Genomic DNA, 24,886 nt, shown 5'->3' on the forward strand with positions numbered 1-24,886 from the left:
ATATAGTATGTGATGAAGATTTGAGACAAGCTGTTAGAATATAAACTTAGGAGATGTTCAGCATGAAAAAATGGATTATTTCAGTTTCACTTGCAACCGGTATGTTGGGGCTTGCAGGATGCAGCGGAGACGGTGCAGATAACAGTGACGTCGTAGCGACGACGAAAGCCGGGGATGTAACGAAGGATGAACTATATAAATCAATGAAGCAAAAGTTCACTCCACAAATGGAGCAGGCCCTTCAAGAGCTTGTATATACGAAAGTCCTCTCCGATAAATATGAAGTATCTGAAAAAGAAGTCGATGAAAAACTGAATGAAGCCAAAGATCAGTTAGGACCTCAGTTTGACATGTTCTTAAAGCAGTATAATCTTGATGAGAAGTCATTTAAAGAATATTTGAAATTGCAGCTTCTTCAAGAAAAAGCAGCGATTTCAGATGTGAAAGTTTCTGAAAAAGAGCTAAAAGAGTACTATGATAAATGGAAGCCTGAAATTCAAGTCCGTCATATCCTGGTCGATGACGAAAAAACAGCAAAAGAAGTAAAACAGAAATTAGCGGACGGCAGCAAATTCGAAGATCTTGCGAAAGAATATTCAAAAGATCCCGGTTCAGCTGAAAATGGCGGAAGCCTTGGATGGGTCGATTATGAAGGTCGCCAAAATTTCGTACCTGAATTCTCAAAAGCCCTTGATACGTTAGAAAAAGGCAAAGTGAGCGAACCAATCAAGACCGAATACGGTTTCCACATCATTGAAATCACGGATAAAAAAGAAAAGAAATCATTTGATGACATGAAAAAAGAGCTTGAAAAAGAGCTGAAATTGTCTAAAGTAGATCCTCAAAAAATTCAAGAAGCCATGAAGCGCGAAGTTGAAAAAGCTGACTTGAACATCAAAGATAAAGACTTGAAAAAATCTTTCGATCAGGTATTGAATCCGCCTGCTGCTCCTGAAGAAGGCGAAACACCTGCACCTGCTCAATAATTGCACGAAAAGAAAAGCTGGAAGATCATCATGATCTCCCAGCTCTTTTTTATGCTCTCCTAAAATGTTTCTTCCTGTTTCCGAGCAAGTCATCTATTTTACAGTTTTTCATTAAGAAAACTGTCGTCTACGCTCTTTCTCTTCATGCATCCTGGAAATGTAGACTTCCCCTTCTTTCTCGATCCATTCATCCTCGATCTTCTTCTCTTCCTTAGCCGATTTAACGGTCATAAAGGCACTTGCGAAAATACCAGCCACAACGAAATACATCCAAATTGGCAAAGTCATTTACTTCATCTCCTTATAGTTTGTCCTCTCTTATTGACACTATATGAGAATCTAAGGAGAAACATAACTTAATATTTCGAGTTCTTCGGTGAAACCTTGCTTCTGGGACTTTATCATCAACCGTTTCGCATTGGCTGAACCGTTCTGATACAAAAAAGGGCCCAGTCATGGAAGGGGATCCAAGACTGGACGCTTAAGTAACGCGATTCATTTTCAATTACTTATGGAATGTCGGTTTATAAAATGTGCGATTATCCAGAGGAAAGATCCTTTCGGTGTATTCACCAGGATTCACTCGTTCCAATGCACGATCAAGCATATTCATTTTGGCATCCACATTATCAATATAATGAAGGATTTCCGCTTCCCGGATCATAGGTGGTTTTGGGCTTCCCCATTCAGCTTTACCATGATGGCTTAGAACCAGATGTTGGAGAATCATGACTTCTTCTCCCTCGATCCCGAGTTCTTCGGCTGTTTTCCCTATTTCATTGACCATGATGGAGATATGTCCAATCAAGTTTCCTTCAACTGTGTAGGTGGTCGATGTTGCGCCTGAGAGCTCTATGACCTTCCCTAGATCATGAAGGATGACACCGGCGTACAAGAGGTCTGTATCAAGGGACGGGTATAGGCCCGCAATCGCCTTTGATAAGTCCAGCATCGATACGACATGATAAGCAAGTCCCGACACGAATTCATGATGATTTTTAGTGGCCGCAGGATATTCCAGAAACGGTTTTTGGTATTTCTTGAGCAGGTGCCTGGTGATCCGTTGGATATTTGGATTTCTCATTTCAAAAATGTATTGGGTGATCTTGCTCGTCATCTCATCGATGGATAACGGTGCCGTTTGAAGAAAATCCGAGATTTTGTGCCCATCTGCAGGTGATACGGGACGGATTTGCTTGATCTTCAATTGACTTTTTCCACGATAGCTATGAATGTCCCCTACGACCTTCACGATCGTTTCAGGTTGGTATGCTTTCTCGTCCTGTTCGGATGCATCCCATAGCTTGGCTTCCATCTCACCGCTTTTATCCTGAAGGATCAGGGTTAAGAAAGGCTTTCCCGTATTTGTCGTTCCTTTAGTCATCTGTTTAATGAGGAGATGTAAATCAATGGTTTCCCCTACATTGAACGTCATTATTCCAGTCATCATAATCCTCCGTCCTCCTATTGATTAGTCCCAGTATAACATATTTTCACACGTTCATTGCCAGCAGGAACGATTGGCATGAATTCCCCTGCCCCGGGTCTGAACAAAGATACTCCCAATCGTCCTGACCCACTCCGAGTGATCCTTTCACTTGCCTTAAACAGATAACGCTCTTTCCAAGTGAATCGTTTCGTTGGTTTGAAAGAAGTTCTTTACGTGAGGGTGGCATGTGAATAGGATGACTTGATGATCACTCCCCATATTTCTTAGAAGCTGGATAAACGCCTCCGTTCTCTCAGAATCAAAGTTGACCGCCCCGTCATCGATTAAGAGAGGAAGGGGGTACTGTTCTTTGAATGAACGGACAAGTGCAAATCTTATTGAAATGTATAATTGTTCCTTGGTTCCCTGACTAAGCTCGACGGCGTGATAGCGCATGCCATCTTCCCTCTCCACTTCAATCATTTCCTCGTCAGTCACATAGATGGAAGTATAAGCACCTTTCGTCAAGATGCTGAAGTGCTCTTCTGCCAGTTTGATGACATTTGGCAGCTTTGTCCTTTGGTAATGTTCGATCGTATGATTCAGTACATTCTGGGCAAGTGTCAATTGGGACCACCTATGGATATCTTCCTGAATCTCGGACTTTTTATCTTGGAATTCCTGAAGCAGCCTGGAGTAGCTCTTCCCTTCCTCCAATAGGGTGATTTCATGCTTGACTGAAGCAAGCTTCTTATATCGCTGAGAGAGATCCCGCATTTTATCTTCAATCATGCCGGCCACTCCCTTTATGTGTTTCGTGACATCCTCCCTATAGTGGAATTCATCGAACGAAGAGAGCGTCTTATTATTGATCCTTGTCCTCATGCCTTCATATCTTGCAAGAAGATTCTTCCTTTCTTCTTCTTGCATGGCTAAACGCCGAAATTCGGTTTCATCTTTGCACCCCGCTTCTTCAAACAACGAAAGGGTGTCCCGATTGACGTTCTCCAAGTGGATGGTTGTCTGTTCTATTTCTAAACGGAGCGGTTCTAAATCAGATTGCACTTGCTCCGATATCAGCCTCTTTTTCTCAACGTCCTGCATCATGTTTTTCATTTTATGGAATGCTTCATCCATATTCGTGAAACCGAGTGAGTGCAGGTTGAACCATTCCTTGCATTGGGATGTCAACACATCGAGCTTCGAATGAATCATGGAATGTTCATCCCTTAGCTTCTGCAATGACTCGTATGATCGCAGAAGTCCCTTTAGCTTTACAAAAGCGTCCCTTAACCACTTTTCCGGAAACTCCGGTGAAAGATATAGCTCTTTTTTCAGGAGTGTCAGTTGCCTGTTCGCGTCTTCGATTTTCCTGCTCAGATCCGCTTCTTCTTCCTTCAACTTGTCAACCTTGATCCCTTGTTCCTCTAGTTGAAGGATCCTCTGCTTCCATTCGCTCCGGTACTCCATCTGCTCCCGTAAAATGGTTTCTTGGTGTTCCACCACGGACGGATTTCCTTCATCGTCTTTGTTTACACGTGGAAGTTCCTTTGCCTTTTTCCTCAGGAGGTGAAGCTGGTTTTTCTTTTCATTGAGTTCTTTCCTTGATCTCAAGCCTTGATAGGCAACCAAGGCAATGATGAGCAAACTAAGAATCGTACCCATTCCATTATCACTCATCCACGTCCATATACTGAAGGCGAGAAGAATGATCGTGACTGCGGCGGTAAAGGGGATTTGACGCCCGAAAGCTTTCCGCTTTGAGTGTATTTCTTTTTCAGCGCTTTCAAGTTGATGCTCCAACCACATTTGCTGTTGATGGACTACACTCTCTGAGGAACGCGATTTCACGGTCCGTTGCAATGTTTGATAGTCTTCTTCTTCGATAAGTAGTTCTTCAAGTTCATCACATTTCTTCTCTAATACATCCATCGTTGCCGATTCAGAGTGAAGGTGCTTTGTTACATTTTCATGATCAGTGACCAGCTTGCTCTTGGTCTGCAGTGCCTTCTCGATTCTTTCATTCATCAAGAGGCTTGTATTCACGAGGGGGATTTGTTCCTCGGTGATGCAGAGGTCCAGTTCCCTGATGGTTTCACTCACGGTATCCTTCAAAGAAGCGATTTCCAGGCGGTAGTGGGACGACTCATCCATCCATCTTGAATACATGGGCTGCTGTGAAAGGAAGGATTCTAATTGTTGTTTATCTGAATCATGTAGATGGTTGGTCGTGAGTGAATGCAATTTCTCCGAAAGTTTATCCTTTTTTGCCTTTAATGTCTCCAAGCTTGCGGACACCTGTCTCCATTCAGTTTTCAATTCACTTAACCTCTCGGATCCATTGGGAGGGTAAGGACTTTCATTTAAAATCGATAATTTATCCGTTATGGATGCATATTCAGAAAGGATCTCCCAGTTTTCTTCGACTGCAAGGAGGCGGTCCCTTTCATCGGACAGTGATTCTTTCTCAGCTTCCAATGTAGAAATAACCGACTCCAATGACCGTTTCTCTTCAAGCAGCTTTCCATATCGTTTATTTTTATCCTTCGCTTCCCCGATCTGCTTTTCGAGATGCCTCAATTCGTTCATTTTCAGGTTGATGATCGGCTTCCTTCCAGACTTTTTAAAGAGGCCTTCTCTTTCTTTCTGCCATTGTTGTTCCATCTGTAGCAGTTGGTCCGTCCCTGTTGAGCCGGCACTGAATAAGAAGCGATTCAGTTCGTTTCTCCTTAATTTATGGATATCCTGCAACCCTTCCAAGTTGAAAGAAAAGATGTTCTGATACGTGGTTTTGTCCATTTTCCCCAACAGTTGAGAGAGCGCTTCATCCTCTCCGGTACGACCGTCTTCGAAGTGGACCGTCACATCTCCCGCAGCCTTCCCTTTGATCCGTTCGATACTAACCCTGCCCACTCCTTGGAATTCACAGATCAATCGTCCACCATATTCCGAAGTTCTCTTTGGTTCATACCGGAGCTGCGATTGCTGTTTTGTCGGAAAGCCGAATAAGATACTATGTATGAATGACATGATCGTGGATTTCCCCGCTTCATTTTCACCAAAGAAGAGCTGTTGGTCACTAAGTTCATAGTCTTTATTTATCAATTTCCCATATCCGTATATTTGCAGTTGGATGATTCTCATCTACACAACCTCTCCCTTCATCTAATTTTAGACGGATGAAGGATGATATCCATCGTCTCCTCTGCCAACCGTGCTAACCTTCCTTCATCCAAGGGTTCGGTATAGCGGTGCAGCAAGGGGTGATCATAGATTTCTGTAAGAGCCGACAGTCCTTCTTCAACGCTCATGTCTTGAAGCGTCTGGAGGACGTCATTGATGAATGGATCACTCGTGTCAAGATTATCACTTTCATTGCTGCTAAATTTGATCGAGTGAATCCACTTGAGTGTTCCGCTCGTTGGGACCTCATCCTGTAAACCTTGTAGCAGTTCTCCATTACTAATGGCGCGAATCATTTCAGGGGATAATTCTTTTATGTGCTTTAAATCCACCTGTATCAGACAATCAGCGTTCACTTGGAGATTTTCCACCTCCGTGCTGATTCGCTGGAAAATCTCCCCGAAACGCTTGATGCCTTCAAGCGAAACGTCGATTCTGATCCAAAGAAGTTCCTGGCACGGAATAAATTCAAGGTGTGCATCCTGCTTCGTCAACTCTACAAGATAGCCTCCTTTTTCCCCCGTCTCTTTTCGGTGGCGCCCTTGGATATTCCCTGGATAAACAACCGGGGGCATCCTGCTTAGGACCTGGCGTTGATGGATATGTCCGAGTGCCCAATAATCATAATTTTTCTCTTTCAATTCGTTCAAGGTGAATGGGGCATAACGTTCATGGGATGAATCAACACTACCTTCACTCCCATGCAGTAAGCCGATCAAATAATCACCGTCAAGCTGATTCGGATATGTTGAAACTTTGTTTTCCATGATATGGCGTGTTCCATAACTGAATCCAACCAGCTTCACCACTGCACCACTTTTTGTGGTGAGCTCTTTAACTTCTGTTTCTTCACCAAAGATATGAACATTCCGGGGCATATCCAGGTCCAATCTGAAGCTCCCGAGATGATCGTGATTGCCATGGATGACATATACCGGTATACCGTCTTCATTCAAGCGGTTGAATTGCTTCAAGAGCTTCGCCTGAGCCCTTATGCTTCTGTCTTCCACATCGAATAGATCTCCACTTATGATCATAAAGTCTACCTGCTTCTGTATCGCTTCGCTTACAAGTCTTTCAAAAGCTGCAAACGTGCTAGTTTGAATGTGTTCGAATAGTTCTGCAGGAAGGTGCTTCAGCCCAAGGAACGGACTGTCCAAATGCAAGTCGGCACAATGCATGAAACGGATATTAACCATCAAATCACCTCTCCTATTTTACGAATGTACGTTCTGTTCCTCATTATATCCTAAAATACCCGATTATTTCAGCTATTATCGCGAAAACTACTAGAAAACCATATAAAAAAGCTGCCTCACATGTGGAGACAGCCGACTTTTATTTATTTTGAGTCAAATCAATCGCTTTTTTGATATCTTTGTAGGAATTCGATTTACCGTAAAGAAGCACTCCTCCCCGGTACACCCGTGCTCCGAAAATCCCTAACAGAATGATGGTGATTAGTAGGATCACCATTCCTATCACAGGTTCATAAAGGGGAAGGTTAAGCATACCAACCCTAAGGAACATCACCATGGGGGTGAAGAACGGGATATATGAGGTGATGGTGATAACGTCCGATTCAGGATTGCCAAGTCCGAACATCGAAATGAAGAAGCCAATCATGATCAAGAATGTCATGGGCATGATCATTTGCTGTACATCTTCGATCCTGCTCACAAGAGAACCCAACAAGGCTGCAAGTGTTGCATATAGGAAATACCCGAGTAAAAAAAAGACAACCGCAAACAATACGACACTCACCGATAGTGACTGGAATCCGAAAGCTTCAAAAAAGCCCCCCGCCAAGTCATCCTTGCGGTACAGTAGGGCCACATAACCAACAACCAAAATGATTGCAAGCTGAGTCAGTCCCGCAAGTCCAATCCCGAGAATCTTTGCAAACATTTGTTTGACTGGGGATACGCTTGATATTAGGATTTCCATCACTCTTGAACTTTTCTCCGTTGCCACTTCCATTGCAGTCATATTGGCATATGCAATGACAGAAAAATAAATGAAGAATAATAAAACATACACAACACCTCTTGCCTGGCTCAATTCTTCCTCGGACTTGGCACCCTCTGATAATGCTTCTTTTTCGAAGGTGACAGGTCCGCTCAAGTCAGCCAATTCTTCATTGGACAGTTCAAGTTTAGCAGCTGCCAGGGAAGTCTTGATGTTCTGAAGGGCCAGTTGTAAATCAGAGGTCAGAGACGAATCGGATAGGGAGCTGGCTTTGTAAAGAGCACGGGGAAGCCCGTCCTCGCCTTCGGTGATTGTCAAAAGTCCTTTGATTTCTCCTTCTTCGATTTTCTTCTCGATTTCATCATCCGAATCATTGGATTTTGATAATGTAATATCCTGATTCAAGACTGTCAGCTGTGCTTTGAGCATCGAATAGAGATGGCCGGTTTCATCCTGCACGACCACCCGCTCCTCTTCACCACCCTTGAAATTCGAAATGATTGTATCGAAGTTTGTCAAAACGACCAGGGCTAAAGCTATGATGACAGTCGATATGATGAACGATTTCGCTTTTAATTTTGATAGATAAGAATGCCCAAGCATAATGAAGAACTTATTCATAGGCCGCACCCACCTTTTCAATGAATATATCATTCAATGACGGATCCTCCAGTTCAAACTTTCGAAGGAATCCTTTCGCTGCAGTGTGCCGGAAGATTTCTTCTGCCACACTTTCCGAGGTTACTTGCAGAAGGACCCCTTCCGTTGTTCCCCTGTACTTTGTCACGCCATCGAAATCTTGCAGATGGGTTAAGTCGAAGTCAGCATTGATGATCACATTCTTTTTTCCAAATGAGCGTTTGATGTCTTTCAGACCGCCATGCACGACAGGATGCCCATGATGCATGATACACAAGCTTTCACAGAGTTCTTCTACATGTTCCATCCGATGACTGGAAAATACGATGGTCGTCCCATTTTTCTTAATTTCCCTGACGGCGTCTTTCAGGATTTCTACATTGACCGGGTCAAGTCCGCTGAATGGCTCATCAAGGATCAGCAGTTGGGGCTTATGAATGACTGAAGAAATGAATTGGATCTTCTGCTGATTGCCTTTTGAGAGCTCCTCTACTTTCTTATCTGCGTATTGTGGAATGTGGAATCGTTCCAGCCAATAAGCTAGCTCCTTTCCGATTCTTTTCTTATCCATACCCCGGAGTCGTGCCAAATAATGAATCTGATCGTTCACCTTCATCTTCGGATAAAGCCCGCGTTCTTCCGGCAAATATCCAATTCCCCCGCTAGTCGAGTAATCGATTGGCTGATCATTCCACGTGATACTGCCTGAAGTCGGGTCCAACAACCCTAATATCATCCTGAATGTAGTTGTCTTTCCAGCACCATTTGCCCCGAGGAAACCAAACATCCCGCCTCGTTCTATTGTGAGTGATAATTGATCGACCGCTGTGAAGCTGCCGAATTTCTTGGTGACTTGTTGAATCGTCAAGCTCATCTGTCGTATCCCCTCTCATGCTTCGCCTTTTGTTACGTTCTACGAATCTCACAGACAAAAAGTTTCATTTCCCTTCACGAAACACTTTAAATTTTTTAAAAATTATGGAAAAATAATAATGGATGCCCTTTTTCCTTTAGATCGACGCTTGCATTTCTGCATGCAAGGAAAAAGGAGCTAAACTGTATGTACAAAGGGGAATGGATATGAAAACGTATAAGCTGACCGTATTCGAAAAAGACGGAAAGAAAATCCTTGATGAAACATTCGAGGCGTCTTCCGATCAAGAAGCAAAAAAGACCGGGGAGTCCATGCTTGAGGAGAAAGGATATCTTGACCACACTCACCGCTGCACCTCCCCTCTCGGCAAACTATTACTATTCCACGCATGATCAAAGGTACGTCCCTCATTGCTTTAAAGCAATGAGGGACGTACCTTTAGTTCATGAGAGTAAGTCAAGTGCGCCCTGAATGTCTTTTTGTTGCTTTTCCAGTTGTTGCAGGGCATGCTTAAGGTTTCTACCATATACGCTTAGGATGCTTTGACCGTAGGTTGTACCGGGTACAGCCCATTTACCATTCAGGTCTGTCCAGTTTTTGGCACTTCCTCTCGAAACAAGGGAAAATCGAGGATCGATCACGGAATAAGAGGATGGGGCCTTTTCTTTGGAGGCATAGGCATATAAGTGCTGTATATGAGCGAGTACTCCATCTTCAGGCGTTTTAAAAGAAGCTCCATCAACTCCCGGACCGGTAGTCCCAATACCTGCAAAGTTATTCTGTGAAGGCCTGACTTGCCCGGTAAAACGAAAGAAATCCGTTTCGTGGATCGCTTGGCAGAAAGCAATATCCCCACGTATTCCGTATTCACTTCCAAACTTGATATAATCGTCTCCAAGTAAAGGTGCCGATGGATTGATCGACCTCACGAATTCATCCAATTGAGCTCCGTATAAGAGAGATTCCCCTAAAATTGTCACTCCGTCTTCTTTAGCAGGTTCCGTCGGAAGGGGTACCGGTGCTTCCTTGCTTTCGCCACCTGTTATGAATGCCTCAACATTCACACGTTTAAGGTCATCGACTAGATTTTCTGCGTTGGCCCTTTCAGAAAAAGCCCCCACTTGTACTCTGTAAAAAGTTGTCCCGTTCACTACCTCTGAATCAATGAACCCCTCAAATTTATTCTTCTTCAGAAACTCGAGGCGCTTTTCTGCATTCTCTTTATCCTTAAATGAACCAGCAATAACTTTGTACAAACTTGCTTCAGACTGCTTTTCTGGAAGAGACAATGCTGCCGCGACTCCCTCTGCCAAAAATGCAGCGGCATCATTATTGAATGAAGGGTTGGTCAGTACGGCAAGATCTGCATCATTATCAATGAAAAGTACTTCAACAAGCAGTGAAGGCATTTTGGTTTCTCTCAGCACATGAAAATTCGCCCTTTTCTGGCCTCTGTCAATTACTGTGCGATAGTTCTTCTTTAGTCTTTTTATGAACGCATCATGAATGACTTTTTGATAGTCCAATGTCTCTGAAGATACGCTGCCATTAAACGTATAACTTTCGAATCCTCTACCACCACCAGCATTGTGATGAATCGATAAAAAGAAATCGGCACTTGTACGATTGGCATAATCGGACCGTTCCTCCAGTGAGAGTGTCTTATTGTCGCTCCGGGTCATCAAGATCTTTACATCGTAGCGGTTTTGCAAGTAATCCCTTACCTTCAATGCCAGGTTCAGATTTAAGGTCTTCTCTTCATATCCTTTATATCTGGCACCTGGATCAACGCCACCATGTCCAGGGTCAATGATCATTGTCTTCATAATAGTCCTCCTTTAATCAGATAATATTAAATTATATGAAGAAAGTATCATTCCCGATTGGACAAACCCACAGAATATAGTAAATAATGCTTATGCCCATTCCTCTGAACTAGGCAAAAAAGGTTTATTACAGAATGCTGTAATAAACCTTTTTTAAGATCTTTTGAAATCAATTATACTATAATCAACTTATCTTCCCTTGAATTCCGGCTTCCGCTTCTCAACGAACGCAGTGATCCCTTCTTGATGGTCACCCGTCTGCCTCATGAGCCACTGTCCCTCTTTTTCAAGCTCTAACGCGTGCTGCAACCTTTCCTTGTTCAAGGACACATACACTTCCTTTGTCTTTAGCATCGCTTTGGTAGGAGCCTTTAAACATTGTGAAATATATCGTTCTAAGCCCTCTTCCAATTTACCTGAAGGAAGTGCCTCATCGACAAGCCCCTTCATCAAGGCTTCCTGGCCTTCAAGGACTTTCCCATTCCAGATCAATCTCTTGGCCTTATGTGTCCCTAGTCTTTCCTGAAGGAGAAAATGACTTCCCCCGTCCGGGATCAACCCGATTCCGATGAAGTTCATCGCAAGTTTGCTGTCTTCTTCACAAAGAATGTAATCGGATGCGAGTGCAAGGCTGAACCCAAGACCCGCAGCAGCCCCGTGAATTCCGGTCACCACAACTTTCGGCATCGTATACAGTGTCATGACAAGTTCACTGATGGTATCCATGATTCCCGAAAATTGTTCTTCGCCACCAAGACTCAGCATTGATTTAATGTCCCCTCCGGAAGAAAACCCCTTCCCTTCCCCGGTAAGGACGAGTACAGACACCTCTGGATCTGCCTTGACCTCTTTCAAGGCACCAACAAGATCCCTCATCAATCCCGCATCCAAAGCATTGAGTGACTTTGGACGGTTCAACTTGAGCCTGGCCACCCTGCCTTCCTTATGTAGCTTGACTGTTTCATAATGTTTTGACACTGTCAAAATAATCCCTCCCCTTCCTTACTAGAATACCTCATAAAAAATGAATAGTGAATCATTTTTTGAATAGTTAAACTATTGTCGTGGCGAAATACTAAAGGCCAGCCCTGATAGACTGGCCTTATTTACATCAAGACTGTGCGGTTTTCTCCTGCACCTGATCCCTGAGCGTCCTTTTTAAGAATTTCCCGACAGATGTTTTAGGGATTTCTTCCATAAAAATGATGTCATCCGGAATCCACCACTTGGCGAATTGTGGCTTTAGGAACTCGACGATCCCTTCTTTCGTCACCTTGCCCTCTGAACCTTCTTTCAAGACGACGCAGGCAACCGGACGTTCCTGCCATTCTGCATGCGGCACTGCCACGACTGCAGCCTCGAAGATATCTTCATGAGCCATGAGGGCATTCTCAAGATCGACGGAGGAAATCCACTCCCCTCCTGACTTGATCAGATCCTTGGTACGATCCACAATCTTGATATATCCTTCCTCATCAATCGTAACGACATCACCCGTGTAGAGCCAGCCGTCGCGGAATGCATCCTGACTTCGTTCATCCTGATAATATTCCGATGCGATCCATGGACCCCTCAGGGCAAGCTCTCCCATTTCCTTCCCGTCCCAGGCAACTTCACCATCTTTACCGATGATCTTCATCTCGAGTCCCGGTACAAGGATCCCTTGCTTCGCTTTGATATCCAGCTTTTCATCCGAGGAAAGGTCGTCATGATAACTTTTTGATGCGGCAATGACGGCGAGCGGACTTGTTTCGGTCATTCCATAAGCATGCATGAACGGTATTCCGAACTTCTCTTCAAAAGCCTTGATCATCCCCCTTGGGGCGGCAGAACCTCCACAAAGAACAGAACGCAGACTCGAGAGGTCATACGAATTCTTTTCCATTTCATTCAACAGCCCAAGCCAGATTGTTGGAACACCAGCCGTGATCGTTACCTTTTCTTCCTCCATCAGACTTGCAAGGATGGCCGGTGTGAAATAGGGACCGGGCAGTACCTGCTTCGTACCGAACCAGACGGAAGCAAAAGGCAAGCCCCAGGCATTCACATGGAACATCGGTACGACAGGAAGTGCCACATCCCTTTCACTGACCGCGGTTGTATCAGCCAACCCAAGTGCCATTGCATGGAGGACGATTCCACGATGGGAGTAAATGACCCCTTTTGGATTACCGGTCGTTGCGGATGTATAGCACATGCCGGCTGGTGCATTTTCATCAAGATCTGTCCTGAATGAGTATGCGGGATCACCCTTCTTCAATAGGTCTTCATAATGATACACACAGTCTAATGACGTTTCGGGGAGCGGACCACTTGTCATCACGATGAAAGCTTCGACATTCGGGATGCTGTCCTTGATTTTCTCCAACAACGGCACCAAATCAGGGTCGACCAGGAGTACTTTATCTTCTGCATGATTGATGATATATGAGATATGCTGTGGTGATAATCGGATGTTGATCGTGTGGAGGACCGCCCCGCTGCACGGGATTGCAAAATATGCCTCCAGGTGCCTATGATGGTTCCATGCGAGCGTCCCCACCTTATCCCCTTCTTTGACGCCAAGGGTATTCAAGGCGCTTGCAAGCCTCCTCGTGCGTTCTCCCCACTCTTTGTAGGTGAACCGCTCGATCCCGGATTCAGTACGCGATACGATTTCTTTCTTTGGAAAATACTTTTCAGCACGTTCGATCATTTGTGTCAAAAGCAGAGGTGTTTGCATCATATTCCATCTCTCCCCTCAAATTGTGAAGCGCTTTCATATTTATCTACTGTAATTATTCTCTTTTTCTTCGGTATCTCCTTTTTATTTTTTTAAAATTCAGCCGGTCCCCGATTCTGCTTTTTCTCCGGCTGTGATTTCACGGAAACAAAAAAAGCAGTTCATGAATTCACTCATGAACTGCTTTTTACGGTTGGAAATAGCTCGTCTAATATCTTGATCTTTTTCTCTGTATATTCTTTGAATGCCAGATTGTATGCATTCGGTTCTTTCGGATTTGCGAAATGAGTGATCTTCCCGGTCTCGGGATCGATGAACTTGCTCGCCGCCCCGCAGCCGATGCCAATGATCGTCTGGACCTCTTCCATGATCATGATATTGTAGATGCTGTCCTGTCCTGGAAGTGCATATCCGACATTTTCAAGATTACCGAGAATATTTTTTTGACGATAAAGGTAGTAAGGTTCATAACCGTGGGCGTTTGTCCATTCCTCCGCCAGATTCATCATCCGCTCGATTTCATGCCTGTCGGCTACCTTATACTTCTCTTTATTCTTTGTCATCTCTGATGCACGCTTGAATGATAATGTATGGACCGTCAACGACTCCGGCATGAGCTTTTCCGTCTCATCCAGTGAATGTTGAAGTTCAGGGACACCTTCATTCGGGAGCCCGATGATCAGATCCATATTGATATTATTCATCCCCATCTGCCGGGCTAAATGGAATTTATCAATGGTTTCTTCCACGGTATGATGACGCCCGATCGCTTTCAGGGTTTCTTGTGTATACGATTGAGGATTGATGGAAATCCGGTCGATATTCCATTTATTCAACACCTCGAGCTTCTCGACAGAAATCGTATCCGGACGCCCCGCTTCGACCGTCACTTCCCTTACCTTGTCAACGTTGGGGAAAGATCGGTACATTTCTTCGTAAAGGGCATCCATCTCTTCAGCCGTGATGGAAGTAGGTGTCCCTCCTCCAAAATAGATGGTCGTGATCTTGATTCCCTTTTCTTTCATCCAACGGCCTGTCTCTTGTATCTCATAGTGGAGTCCCGCCAGGAAGGAATCGACCCGTCCCTGCTTCCCGAGGATTGCATATGCCGGGAATGTGCAATAGGCACATTTGGTCGGACAGAACGGGATCCCGATGTATATGCTGACCTCATTCTGAACCTCATATAAATCAGGGACAACCGATAATTGGCGGTCGACGATATTCTGCATCAACTCGATTTTTTCATCCGTGATCAGATACTCTTCCCTTAATTTAGCATGTACATCTTCTTTCGGTGTTCCCAGCTGATTCTCTTTATGAATGAGTTTTGTAGGACGAATGCCTGTCAGGATCCCCCACTTTTGCCTGATCCCGGTCAAATCCTGAAGGACATTGAGATATACGTGGGAAAGTGCAGTTTTAAGCTGTCGGAATCGTTCCTTATCCGTTTCAAACGGCTGCCAGTCCCTTTCATATTCCGAATGGATTTCCTTGCCGGTTGCCGGGTCGGTCAATTTGGCACCTGCCTCAATCCTCTCACCGTCAATGATGTCTATATGGACCTTCAGATCAATATCATCACACTGATTGAAATGAATGGCCGTTTCTTCAAAAAATAAATTCGCTATCAATCGCAGAGGACGTTCAAAACGTTCATCCTCTACCCCAGTTATTAATATATTCACCTTGTAAAATCACCTTTCAATAAAGCTAGCTTTTATTAGTGTACAGAATGGGGGAGGAATGGTCAATGAGTGCGGGGGACAACCATATTTTACAGAGAAAAAACACCCCGCCCTTTAAAGTTCCGGGACGGGGTGTGACACTTATGATTTGATGATATTCATCTTCTTCAAGAATGGAATCGGATGTTGCTTTCGGAAGAGCTCGGTGATGAAATACGGAAGTCCTTTTTGATCCTGACTGCGTGTGATCCAGTCCGCATGGGCTTTCACTTCCCTTGGCGCTTCCCCCATCGCCACGCCGAGGCCGCAGCATCTGATGGCATCGATATCATCGATTCCAGCCCCCACCATGACAATTTGTTCTTTTTTGATTCCGAGCCTCTCCGACAAATACATGAGTCCCCTCAGCTTGGAAACGCCTTTTGGTACGATGTCGAGCGTATGATCCGAAGTCGGGATGCTATCCACTTCTTCATACATCCCTTTCAATGCGGCAACAATATCCCATACATCCTCCCGATGCTCAAGCAGAACGGATATTTTAGGTACTGCCAACGGGTTTTCAAGTAAATGTTCACTCACCACATTCACGTACTGCTTGCTGTATAAGAAACGGGAATCCCTTTCCCATGAAATCTTGGAGGTTGCCTTGGAATGGTGATTCGCTTTCCCCACGACGCTCTGTTTTTCGTGGGACAACTGAATCTGACTTGAGAACCCTTCAAGAAACTGGGTGATTTCGAATGTGATATTCTCCGGAATCTTCTTTACAAAAATAGGTTGATCCCGCTCATGCGCAATGTAAGAACCACCATGCGTGATGATCGGGCCGTCAATCTTCAGAGCTTTCGCCACTTTTCTGGCAGAAGCAAAGTTCCTGCTTGTAACAAGCGTGACCTGCACCTCTTTATTTTGCACGTACTCAATCGCATCCCTTGTTTCTTTTGCAATCTTTCCGTTTTCATTTACTACTGAGCCATCGATATTAAGAGCAAGCATTCTATAAATCATTGGTGTCCCCCCTATATGTTGTCTACTTCCTTTCTATACTCTTATGAATGGTGGAAGACAAATATGACAAGGGAAGGCCTTTGATGGAATATGGACAGGCATCCTGTTTAAAAGGAGGCTAATTAATTGAAGAAGCGAGTAGTGGTGGATTAGCGCTCCAGGTGCACGCTTTCCGCGAAGAGCTAAAGCAAAAGAAAAAGACCCCCGGATCGAATCCGGGAGTCCAGTATGTTGTTGCCATTACTTCTGCATGGAACCGTATAGTTCTTCAAGTGGCTTCATGATGACTTTATTTAAGTCATTAATCACCATGCTCATGCGCTGTTCAGCTTCCATCAGCTTGCCGATTTTTTCGTGCTGTTGAACAAGTTGAGCCGTTTTTTGAGCTTGTTCCACTTCTTCTTGCGTGATTTCCTGTCCGTTCATTTGCTTCTGTTGAAGCGTCATTTGGATGTTTCTGAAGTTTTCAAACATCTTGTTAGCAGATTCGTCATTGTTCACTTCATCGTACATTTTTTTCAATTCCAAGAATTCGTCACTTTGTCTAAGTGCTCTTTCCAATTCGTTCGCTTGATCATATAAATTGATTGCCAAAATACGTACCTCCTAAGATTTTCACTCTTTGTTTCCTCCACCACTATAACAAACTATGAGCCAGAATTCTAGGAAGTTCCCTTTTCACCTTCCCCCAAGACCTTGCGCGGGACCGTAAACGCATAGAATCCGGCCTAAGCTATGAAGGTATCAAAAAGATTGTCCATCCTCTTATGAGAATAACATGACAAAGATACTTTGAATCAAACCGATGACCCCTCCGAGCAGTGCCCCAAGGTACGTGATCATCTTGAACTCACGACGGGATATCCCAAGGACCAATTCCTCAAGCCTCGCCACCGAGAACGATTCCACCTGCTCCTGGACGATTTTCTGAAGATGAAGCTTCGCCATCAAGCTCGGAATCTTCACGGCCAAAAGGTCCGTTCCTTTTTGTACCCATTCCGGGAGCAGCTTCTCTGTGAATATTTGTTGATGAGGAGCCAGCCAGTGTGACAGTGGTTTTGAAAGATGTCCATCAACGTCGACCATTTTGATGACGGTATCTACGAGATTTGAGATGATGAGATCTTCCGGAAGCTTATCCATGATGTCCCCGACCTTCATGAGCTTGAACTTCGCCCATTCCTTCCTCAACAGGTTGAGCAGGATTTCCTGGGTGCCTTCATGTTTGATGAATTTCACGATTTCTGGCTGAACCTTGTCAGCAACGGATGTATTTCCGAGAAAAATCCCCAGCATATTGCCAAGCATGCCCCTTTCCTTAAGGAAGTCATCGATCATCACCTTGACCTTGGCTTTCCCTTCCGGACTCGTAAAGTACGTTTCAGCGCGGTCGGCAATCAAATCGACCATTTTCGGGATCCTCTCTTCGATTTTATCCTGCCACAGACCGGGAATTGCCTCTTCGATCCTTTTTGAGCGATACGAGGTTGCTGCCCCCGTTACCGTCTCTTCCAGCCAGTCCCTCAGCAATTGATTCAGTGTCTGTGAAGAGACAGGGATGTTTAGCATATCCAGCCATTCCTCGACTGACTTATCAGAGTTGAACACGGGAGCCGATTCTTCCGCAAGCCACTGAGAGACATCCCTTTGAAAATCTTCATTCAAGACTTTCTTTTGCAGGCTTTCCGGTGTAATTAAATGATCCACGACCATATTCCCGAGCTGTTCCGCCAGTTCTTCTCTTCGTTTCGGGATGAGCCCCGGTGTGAATGGGACTTTGAATCTTCCAATATAGTAAGCCTTATAAGGCCTGAATAACATCTTAATGGCCAGTGAATTGGTCACGCCCCCGATAAGGGCGCCAATCACAATCATAAACGCGATGAGGATGAATGCATCCAGCATGAACGGCACCTTCCTTTTCTATTTTGAACATTTTGCCTATCTTTACATACAATGCTATATCAACATTAGCCCAATACACAATTATAAAGTGAACTTAGTCCCTTAGCAAACGAGGAATGCCCAATGATGTATAAATGCTCTCTTACCAGTTTCATGAATCATGAAGACAATGAAATCATCCTCCCCCAATCCATTTTCAATAGACTCGATGGAAAAAAGCAGATAACCCTTATGGCCGGTGCATCGCCAATACGCATGAATGCTGTCCCGGCTGGATCAGGGATTTCACACATAACATTGAAAACGACAGAACCGGCGATTTACTCCATACCCGAAATGTCCAACATCCTAGTGAAAGTGAACCCGGAACAACACTCACTTTCGATTGGACCGGTGACTGCTTTGCTGATCGATGACTGTCCACTAGACCGGCTCCATGGACATTCTTTAACGAAGTTCTTTACAGAATGCGAGCAATGGTTCCGTCAGCAGGGCGGAGTCTTCTATCTCCTTCCTGTTTCTTCATTATTAAAAAATGAGATGACCGGATTCATGTTTATTGAAGACTCTTGGCAAACCTGCACTGTCCCGCTTCCCAATGTACTATATAACAGAAGTCATTCTAGAAAGATCGAAAAGCTTCCACATTATGATTCTGCACTAACGTACATGGATGAACAAGCTGTCCATGTATTCAATTCTTCTTTTCTTTCAAAGGACATTGTTTATCGTGCATTACAAAACAACCCGGAGCTTCACCCCCACTTGCCCGATACGGTCAAAGGGCTTGAAAGACTGGATGAGATGCTGAAGGTTTATGGTGATGTCTTCATTAAAGGGATCAACGGCAGCAAAGGCAGGTACATCATCCGTGTCCTGAAAAGGGAAAAGGACTATCTTGTTTATCAGAATTCCTTTTCCCCCGAGCGTATGATACCCTTCAATTCGTTTGACTCCCTTCAAAGGAAACTTCAATCATGGTGCCGGTCTTCTACCTATATTGTCCAACAGACGATCCCATTCTTGACGATGGGAAAAAACCCACTCGACTTCCGGTTCTTATGCCATAAAGACCTTGAGGGGGATTGGAAGGTGATCTCAGCTGTGGCACGGATTGCCCATAAGGATCAATTTGTCTCGAATATTGATCAAGGGGGCAGGATGGAGTCTCCCCCATCGGTCCTTCAATCACTTTTTCCGGGCAGTGACAGCCGGTCGCTATACTCGGATATGAAATCGCTATCCATTGCAGCTTCCGCCTCCCTGTCAAAGCACCTCCGGGGTCATTATGCTGAGTTTGGCATCGATATCGGTGTCGACCGGGAAGGAAAACCGTGGATCATCGAAATCAATTCCAAACCGTCCAAGAAGACATTTGTTGATAATGAGCGCATCAGACCTTCTGTCAAGGCACTATACGAATATAGCTTCCATATATGGAAGGCAGAGGAGGACTAATATGGATCATTCACTTGGCATCATGACGTTGAACCCTGATCCATCTCACCCATATTTCAATGAAATCGGGAGGCATTCAGTTCCCCGTAAAGTCGAATTGTCGCTATTTTCGCCCCTGAGCATCTCCCCTGACCATGAAACAGTCGAAGGTTTTGTCTATAACAAGTCGGCTTGCACGTGGAAACCAGAAGTGTTTGACATCCCTGAATTCATTTATGACCGGACTTATTATGATAAGAGCATCCAGTCCAGACAAGCAAAGCTCGTTGTCCAGTGGATGAAAAACCTCCCTCACATCCGCTTCCTTGGATACGGGCTCCCGAACAAATGGCGTCTATATGAAAAATTGAAGGAATCCCCTCTCGCGCCCTACATCCCGGAAACATTCTTGGTGGAAAACAATGTACACTTATTAAACCTTCTTTCCTCGCATAAAGATATCATCATGAAGCCTGTTGATGGGGCACATGGTTTCGCAGTCTATCACATAACGTGCTTTGATGGGAAAGTCACGGTCCGAACGACCAAGAAACGACGGATATCAAGTCAAGGCTTCGAATCATCAGCCACTTTTCTCAGGTGGGCTGATCGACTGCTTGGACGGCATACATTCATCGTGCAAGAAAGAATTTCCAACCGGACGGAACGCGAAACTCCTTTCGACTTAAGGGTCCTTATGAATAAAGACCAGTACGGGGAATGGAGGGAGTTCCAGCGAGCGATACGTGAAGGAACGGAAGGCGGGATCTTGACGAATATCAGCAGGGGAGGCTCCTATTTTCCCCAGGACGAATGGAAGAAAGGGCAGTCAAACACTGATTGGGACGGGATAGAAGCAGAACTGAATGACATCCTGGAACAGCTTCCTTATCTTCTGGAAGCATCCTTTTCACCCTTATTCGAACTTGGCATCGATATCCTCATCGCAAGCGATCATTCACTGTGGATACTGGATATAAACTCAAAGCCGGGTCATAAGATAGTAGAGGCTCTTGCACATGAAAAACTGGGGACTCTTTATCAGACACCACTGGAATATTGCGAATACTTGTCTTCGGAATCCATTGCATCTTTAAGGAGAGGTGATTTTTGATGGTGAAAACATATAAGCTTGAATTGTTCCCCGAAAAGGAGCACATCCTCTATCTGCCTACGGGGTGGAATAGCGGGTTGGATCACATGCCTCAAATTGCCGTTCTCGGTACCAATAGACAGAAGATGATCTGCAAAAGGCACCCAAACGGCAGGAACATCATCGGTGTCAGTACAGCTCTTGCCCGTGAGTTGAAGCTTCCGGACAAAGTATCATCACTCTCTTTATTCATGAAAGATGAAAGCCTTTATCTTGGTGTGCTGATCGGTATATTCACATCTGGATTCACGACCTTTACATTAAGTCCGATCGGGGAAAGGTCTTACTTCTTCAGAAAGCTTTTATCTGTCCAGTCTTCACTTGGTGTCATCCCTTTCATATTCGGCGAGCGGCATATAGACTGGGAAAGCGGGCTGATCAAAGGGTTTTTCCACTTCGGGGAAGGTTGGGAGACATTGAATGTCCCCTTTCCAAACGTCATCTATGACAGACTTCCGAATCGACGCAGTGAGAAACGAAAAACGTATAAAGAAATCAAGGAACGATTGCAAAGGGAGTATGGGATTCCTTGGTACAATCCGGGCTTTTTCAATAAACTCGATTTATTCGAACGGCTTGAATCGGACGGGTCCGTTTCGCGCTATCTTCCTGAAACCCATTCTTTTCAATCCTTCGATGAAATTGAAAGGATGCTTGCTCAGTATAAGCATGTTTATATAAAGCCGAAAAACGGCAGCCTCGGAAATGGCATTCACAAACTTACATTCGACCGAGGGGCAGAGGACTATTATTGCCGGTACCGCGACAAAGACGGGAAGAATCGGCTCGTCAGATTCTCTTCGCTTGAGAGATTGATGAACTCTGTCTTCAAGAACCGTAGCCTCGACCATTTCCTGATCCAGCAGGGGATCTCCCTCGTGACAGAGGACAGTCGGCCACTTGATTTCAGGGTCCATACAAACAAAGATGATGAAGGAAATTGGCAAGTGAGTGCCCTGGCCGGCAAAGTAGCAGGCATTGGAAGCGTGACCTCCCATGCCAATAATGGAGGCGTCGTGAAAAGCCTATCGGAACTGTTCCCGGATCCGGCGAGGAAAGATGAAGTAGAAGAATCGCTTAAGAATGCCGCTCTTGAGCTTTCGTCTGCGATTGAACGCAACATGGAAGGATATATCGGGGAAATCGGCTTTGATTTAGGGATGGATGAGGACGGAATGATTTGGATGTTCGAAGCAAATTCAAAACCCGGAAGAGCCATCTTCTCTCATCCGGAATTAAAGAGCTTTGATATTCTGACTCGGAAGCTCGCCCTCTCGTTTGGCGTCTTCTTATCCCAGCATGCCTTGAATCACCCCGAGGAAATGATGCCATGATCATTCTCTACGATTTGTCCAGGAAGGTTTTTTTTCACAGGGAGGATTCTTTGACTGCGGTTCCATTTGCAAGGGAATCCTTCCTGCTTTCTTCAAAACAGCCGGATGATGCCTATACCTTCGACATCCATACAGGTGAAAATGCCATCTCCATCCCCCTGATTGGCATCATTGCAAGCAAAGAAGGGGCAATCTATAAAGGGAACTTCGAACTATTCCGTTCCATTCAACTTGATGTAGCCTCCCGTGGTGGGATGTGCTTCGTGTTTTCCCCGGAAGACGTGGCTGGGAAAACCATCCACGGGATTACGTACAATGAAGCCATCAATAAATGGGTGAAGTGTCTATTCCCTCTTCCAAACGTCATCTACAACCGCATTCCATCGAGGGAAGCGGAACAGCATCAAGATTATATCAACCTGAAAAAAATCATGAAACACTATGATATTCCATATTTCAATCCTCATTTTTTCAATAAATGGGAAGTCCACCAAATCCTTTCACAGTGCAAATCACTCCAGGGATATCTCCCCCCGACTTCTATGGTGAAGGATGAGAAGAGCTTCATTGAGTTCCTGGATCGTCACAAGAAGATATACGTAAAGCCTTCCTTTGCCTCACAGGGAAGGGGCATACGCCTGATCGAAATCGACCAAAACGGGATCATCATATGCAAGAGCATCAAAAAGATTGAAAAATACACATCCTTGTCACGCTTTCTGTCTTCTTATCAAGACTGGTTTCAACCGGGAAGGGATTCCATCATGCAAAAAGCGATTGCCTGTAAGACCCTTCGCGATCATCGTTATGATTATCGGGTCCTCGTCGTCCATACAGGCGTCGATTTTAAGCTGATGGGCATCGGCGTAAGGATCTCACAGCGACAGGAAGTGACCACCCATGTCCCGGCAGGAGGTAAGATCCTATCATTTAAGGACGTCGCAACCCCTCATATCCAGAAGGAATTACGGGCCATTGCAAAAATATGTGGATCCGAGCTGGAACGTGCATTCGGTTATGTAGGGGAATTTTCCATCGATCTTGCTCCCCGTGAAGAAGGTGGGTATGTTCTGTTTGAAGTCAATTCAAAGCCGATGATGTTCGATGAAGAGGAGATTGAGTCGAAGAGAAGATTGCAGCTTGTCCAGACATTCATCACGCTAGCCCGTCAACATAAAGAAGGTTGACCGCTTTAAGGAACCTTGGTCAACCTTTGATTCAACGCAAAGAGTTATAGATGGTAGAGAATCGGGTCGCATGCTCCATTTCATCCGTCATGGCAATGAATAGCGGGTTATACGCCTGCTGGTTTGGCATCTCAAGCAGCAAATCACGGTAGAACTCCGCTGCCCCCAACTCATCCTTCAAGGCCCGCAGTACGCCTTCTTTGAACGTTGTATATTCAATTTTCTCTTTCTTATGCTCATAGTATTCTCCGGTATATAGATAATGAAGGTATTGAAACATCTCATAATGTTCCTTCTCGTCTTTCTTGGCATGTTCGATGAATTCTACATATAACGGATTATTCGTCCGGTTCTTTAAGTCCTTGTAAAAATAATAGGCTGTCCACTCGTCACTAATCGCTTTCTCCAAATCACGAATAAACGAATTCATGCTTCGTCCCTCCTCCATCTCTTCCCTAAATTCTATTAATCGGGGAACACATTTATGAATGGCAAAAAAGGAATTCCTACACAGCTTTGGATGAAACGTTTACAATGGTAGTGAGGTGATTATTTTGATACAGCATTTTCAATATAAAAATATGTTTGAAAACAAGCAGCTCCCTGGCTGGACATTTTCATTCTATTTCAGCGGATTGAAATACGAGGGGAATTATCATAAAGACGGAAGGATCGAGTGGACCGGCCATCATCCTCCAAAAGAAAAAGAAGAAGAAGAAAACCTAAAAAAACAACTACACGAACTCATGCTGTACCATGTGTATGAATAGAAAAGCGAAAGGGCTTTGCCCAGAGGCGTGGGGCATAAGACGAAGTCGCCACGAAGGCGCTCTTTGCCTTCTTGGACAGTTTGGCTTATGACCTGTGCCTCTAAGCCCTGTAGCTGGACAATAGAAAAGCGGAGGCGGCTTGCCGAGAGGCGACAAGCATAAGACAGGGCATCCATAAAGGCGCTCTTTGCCTTTTTGGATGGCATGGCTTATGTCTCGAGCCTCTAGCCGCCGGAGCTGGACACTAGAAAAGCGGAGGCGGCTTGCAGAGCCCCGACATGCATAAGATGAATGGACCGGGAAGGCGTTCTTTGCCTTCTTGGTCCATTTAGCTTATGACCTCGAGGGGCTAGCCATTAGAAAAGCAGAAGAACTTAGTCAGAGGCGACAAGCATCATAACACACTTCTATATTTTCAATAACCTTCCAGCACTGAGTTCAAACCCACTCTTCTAAAAAATCGGGAACGATGAATGAACCACGGCCTCTTTTCGAAAACTAAATCCAGGAGGCTGATAAGGATGAACAAAGATAAAAGTGACTATCAATTCCTTCCGGATACGAACTATGAAGGAAGAGGCAATTTATTTCTTGATGTCGACAGGTTCATTAATGAAGGCATGTCGGGAGGTTCCGTCCATATGAGAGGCGATACAACCAATATCGGTGAATCGACTCTGATAGCGGACTACGAGGAACCCCCTGCTCATTCTTAATCATCCTTTGTCCGGGGGACCTGTTATACAGGGTCCCTCTTTTCTTGTGCCATGCCTA

The 24,886-nt window shown here is 44.8% G+C and carries 22 protein-coding genes; 8 read left to right on the forward strand and 14 right to left on the reverse strand.

Annotated features, from left to right (window positions below; all coding sequences use genetic code 11):
• The first annotated feature begins 62 nt into the window (after nt 1-62).
• Nucleotides 63-986, forward strand: coding sequence for a peptidylprolyl isomerase (locus tag LCM10_RS15875; protein WP_224877277.1), 924 nt, complete (start codon nt 63-65; stop codon nt 984-986).
• Between the two features lie 111 nt (nt 987-1,097).
• On the opposite strand, the gene LCM10_RS15880 is transcribed toward LCM10_RS15875, so the two are convergent.
• The 6 genes from LCM10_RS15880 to LCM10_RS15905 all read right to left on the reverse strand — a co-directional run bounded on the left by LCM10_RS15880 (nt 1,098) and on the right by LCM10_RS15905 (nt 9,079).
• Nucleotides 1,098-1,274 carry a sporulation YhaL family protein gene (locus LCM10_RS15880; protein WP_224877278.1) on the reverse strand — a complete coding sequence of 59 codons (177 nt, stop codon included), beginning with the start codon at nt 1,272-1,274 and terminating at the stop codon, nt 1,098-1,100.
• A 217-nt stretch (nt 1,275-1,491) separates the two neighbouring features.
• A complete protein-coding gene (gene yhaM, locus LCM10_RS15885; RefSeq protein WP_224877279.1) occupies nt 1,492-2,436 on the reverse strand; it encodes a 3'-5' exoribonuclease YhaM in 945 nt (314 codons plus the stop codon).
• A 153-nt stretch (nt 2,437-2,589) separates the two neighbouring features.
• Nucleotides 2,590-5,559, reverse strand: coding sequence for an ATP-binding protein (locus LCM10_RS15890; protein WP_224877280.1), 2,970 nt, complete (start codon nt 5,557-5,559; stop codon nt 2,590-2,592).
• Nucleotides 5,560-5,576: 17 nt separating this feature from the next.
• Nucleotides 5,577-6,797 (reverse strand): metallophosphoesterase family protein, encoded by a 1,221-nt coding sequence (locus tag LCM10_RS15895; protein WP_224877281.1) that lies wholly within the window; start codon nt 6,795-6,797, stop codon nt 5,577-5,579.
• A gap of 139 nt (nt 6,798-6,936) precedes the next feature.
• Nucleotides 6,937-8,187 carry an ABC transporter permease gene (locus tag LCM10_RS15900; RefSeq protein WP_224877282.1) on the reverse strand — a complete coding sequence of 417 codons (1,251 nt, stop codon included), beginning with the start codon at nt 8,185-8,187 and terminating at the stop codon, nt 6,937-6,939.
• Nucleotides 8,180-9,079 carry an ABC transporter ATP-binding protein gene (locus LCM10_RS15905; protein WP_224877283.1) on the reverse strand — a complete coding sequence of 300 codons (900 nt, stop codon included), beginning with the start codon at nt 9,077-9,079 and terminating at the stop codon, nt 8,180-8,182. Before LCM10_RS15905 ends, LCM10_RS15900 begins: the two co-directional genes overlap by 8 nt.
• A 206-nt stretch (nt 9,080-9,285) precedes the next feature.
• On the opposite strand from LCM10_RS15905, the gene LCM10_RS15910 reads away from it, so the two are divergent.
• Nucleotides 9,286-9,471 (forward strand): YhzD family protein, encoded by a 186-nt coding sequence (locus LCM10_RS15910; RefSeq protein WP_224877284.1) that lies wholly within the window; start codon nt 9,286-9,288, stop codon nt 9,469-9,471.
• A gap of 51 nt (nt 9,472-9,522) precedes the next feature.
• Here the strand turns inward: LCM10_RS15910 and LCM10_RS15915 are convergent, their stop codons facing one another.
• The 7 genes from LCM10_RS15915 to LCM10_RS15945 all read right to left on the reverse strand — a co-directional run bounded on the left by LCM10_RS15915 (nt 9,523) and on the right by LCM10_RS15945 (nt 18,231).
• Nucleotides 9,523-10,905, reverse strand: a complete 1,383-nt coding sequence (locus tag LCM10_RS15915) for an N-acetylmuramoyl-L-alanine amidase (RefSeq protein WP_224877285.1) — start codon at nt 10,903-10,905, stop codon at nt 9,523-9,525.
• 189 nt (nt 10,906-11,094) lie between these two features.
• On the reverse strand, nt 11,095-11,889 hold the full coding sequence (locus LCM10_RS15920; protein WP_224877286.1) for an enoyl-CoA hydratase: 795 nt from the start codon (nt 11,887-11,889) through the stop codon (nt 11,095-11,097).
• 127 nt (nt 11,890-12,016) lie between these two features.
• Nucleotides 12,017-13,630: a long-chain fatty acid--CoA ligase gene (locus LCM10_RS15925; protein WP_224877287.1), complete on the reverse strand. Its 1,614-nt coding sequence runs from the start codon at nt 13,628-13,630 to the stop codon at nt 12,017-12,019.
• A gap of 170 nt (nt 13,631-13,800) precedes the next feature.
• A complete protein-coding gene (locus LCM10_RS15930) occupies nt 13,801-15,315 on the reverse strand; it encodes a coproporphyrinogen III oxidase (RefSeq protein WP_224877288.1) in 1,515 nt (504 codons plus the stop codon).
• A gap of 141 nt (nt 15,316-15,456) precedes the next feature.
• Complete coding sequence (locus LCM10_RS15935) at nt 15,457-16,326, reverse strand: HAD-IIB family hydrolase (protein WP_224877289.1); 870 nt, start codon at nt 16,324-16,326, stop codon at nt 15,457-15,459.
• 240 nt (nt 16,327-16,566) lie between these two features.
• The gene (locus tag LCM10_RS15940; protein ID WP_224877290.1) at nt 16,567-16,920 is read right to left on the reverse strand and encodes a YlbF family regulator; all 354 of its coding nucleotides are present in this window, start codon (nt 16,918-16,920) and stop codon (nt 16,567-16,569) included.
• Between the two features lie 171 nt (nt 16,921-17,091).
• Nucleotides 17,092-18,231 (reverse strand): DUF445 domain-containing protein, encoded by a 1,140-nt coding sequence (locus LCM10_RS15945; RefSeq protein WP_224877291.1) that lies wholly within the window; start codon nt 18,229-18,231, stop codon nt 17,092-17,094.
• 123 nt (nt 18,232-18,354) lie between these two features.
• On the opposite strand from LCM10_RS15945, the gene LCM10_RS15950 reads away from it, so the two are divergent.
• From LCM10_RS15950 to LCM10_RS15965, 4 genes are read left to right on the forward strand one after another with little or no spacing between them, the layout of a single operon-like run.
• Nucleotides 18,355-19,689, forward strand: coding sequence for a YheC/YheD family protein (locus tag LCM10_RS15950; protein ID WP_224877292.1), 1,335 nt, complete (start codon nt 18,355-18,357; stop codon nt 19,687-19,689).
• Between the two features lies 1 nt (nt 19,690).
• The gene (locus tag LCM10_RS15955) at nt 19,691-20,782 is read left to right on the forward strand and encodes a YheC/YheD family protein (protein WP_224877293.1); all 1,092 of its coding nucleotides are present in this window, start codon (nt 19,691-19,693) and stop codon (nt 20,780-20,782) included.
• Nucleotides 20,782-22,155 carry a YheC/YheD family protein gene (locus tag LCM10_RS15960; protein WP_224877394.1) on the forward strand — a complete coding sequence of 458 codons (1,374 nt, stop codon included), beginning with the start codon at nt 20,782-20,784 and terminating at the stop codon, nt 22,153-22,155. The genes LCM10_RS15955 and LCM10_RS15960 overlap by 1 nt, the downstream gene beginning before the upstream one ends.
• A 50-nt stretch (nt 22,156-22,205) precedes the next feature.
• Nucleotides 22,206-23,342 (forward strand): YheC/YheD family protein, encoded by a 1,137-nt coding sequence (locus LCM10_RS15965; RefSeq protein ID WP_224877294.1) that lies wholly within the window; start codon nt 22,206-22,208, stop codon nt 23,340-23,342.
• 31 nt (nt 23,343-23,373) lie between these two features.
• Here LCM10_RS15965 and LCM10_RS15970 read toward each other — a convergent pair whose 3' ends face one another.
• Nucleotides 23,374-23,772: a ferritin-like domain-containing protein gene (locus tag LCM10_RS15970; RefSeq protein WP_224877295.1), complete on the reverse strand. Its 399-nt coding sequence runs from the start codon at nt 23,770-23,772 to the stop codon at nt 23,374-23,376.
• Nucleotides 23,773-23,896: 124 nt separating this feature from the next.
• Here LCM10_RS15970 and LCM10_RS15975 point away from each other — a divergent pair, with 124 nt between their 5' ends.
• Nucleotides 23,897-24,112, forward strand: coding sequence for a DUF5342 family protein (locus LCM10_RS15975; protein WP_224877296.1), 216 nt, complete (start codon nt 23,897-23,899; stop codon nt 24,110-24,112).
• Between the two features lie 521 nt (nt 24,113-24,633).
• A complete protein-coding gene (locus tag LCM10_RS15980) occupies nt 24,634-24,828 on the forward strand; it encodes a hypothetical protein (RefSeq protein ID WP_224877297.1) in 195 nt (64 codons plus the stop codon).
• The last annotated feature ends 58 nt before the right edge of the window (nt 24,829-24,886 follow it).

Origin of the sequence: Rossellomorea aquimaris, assembly GCF_020171925.1 — a bacterium.
Taxonomy (GTDB): Bacteria; Bacillota; Bacilli; order Bacillales; family Bacillaceae_B; genus Rossellomorea; species Rossellomorea aquimaris_F.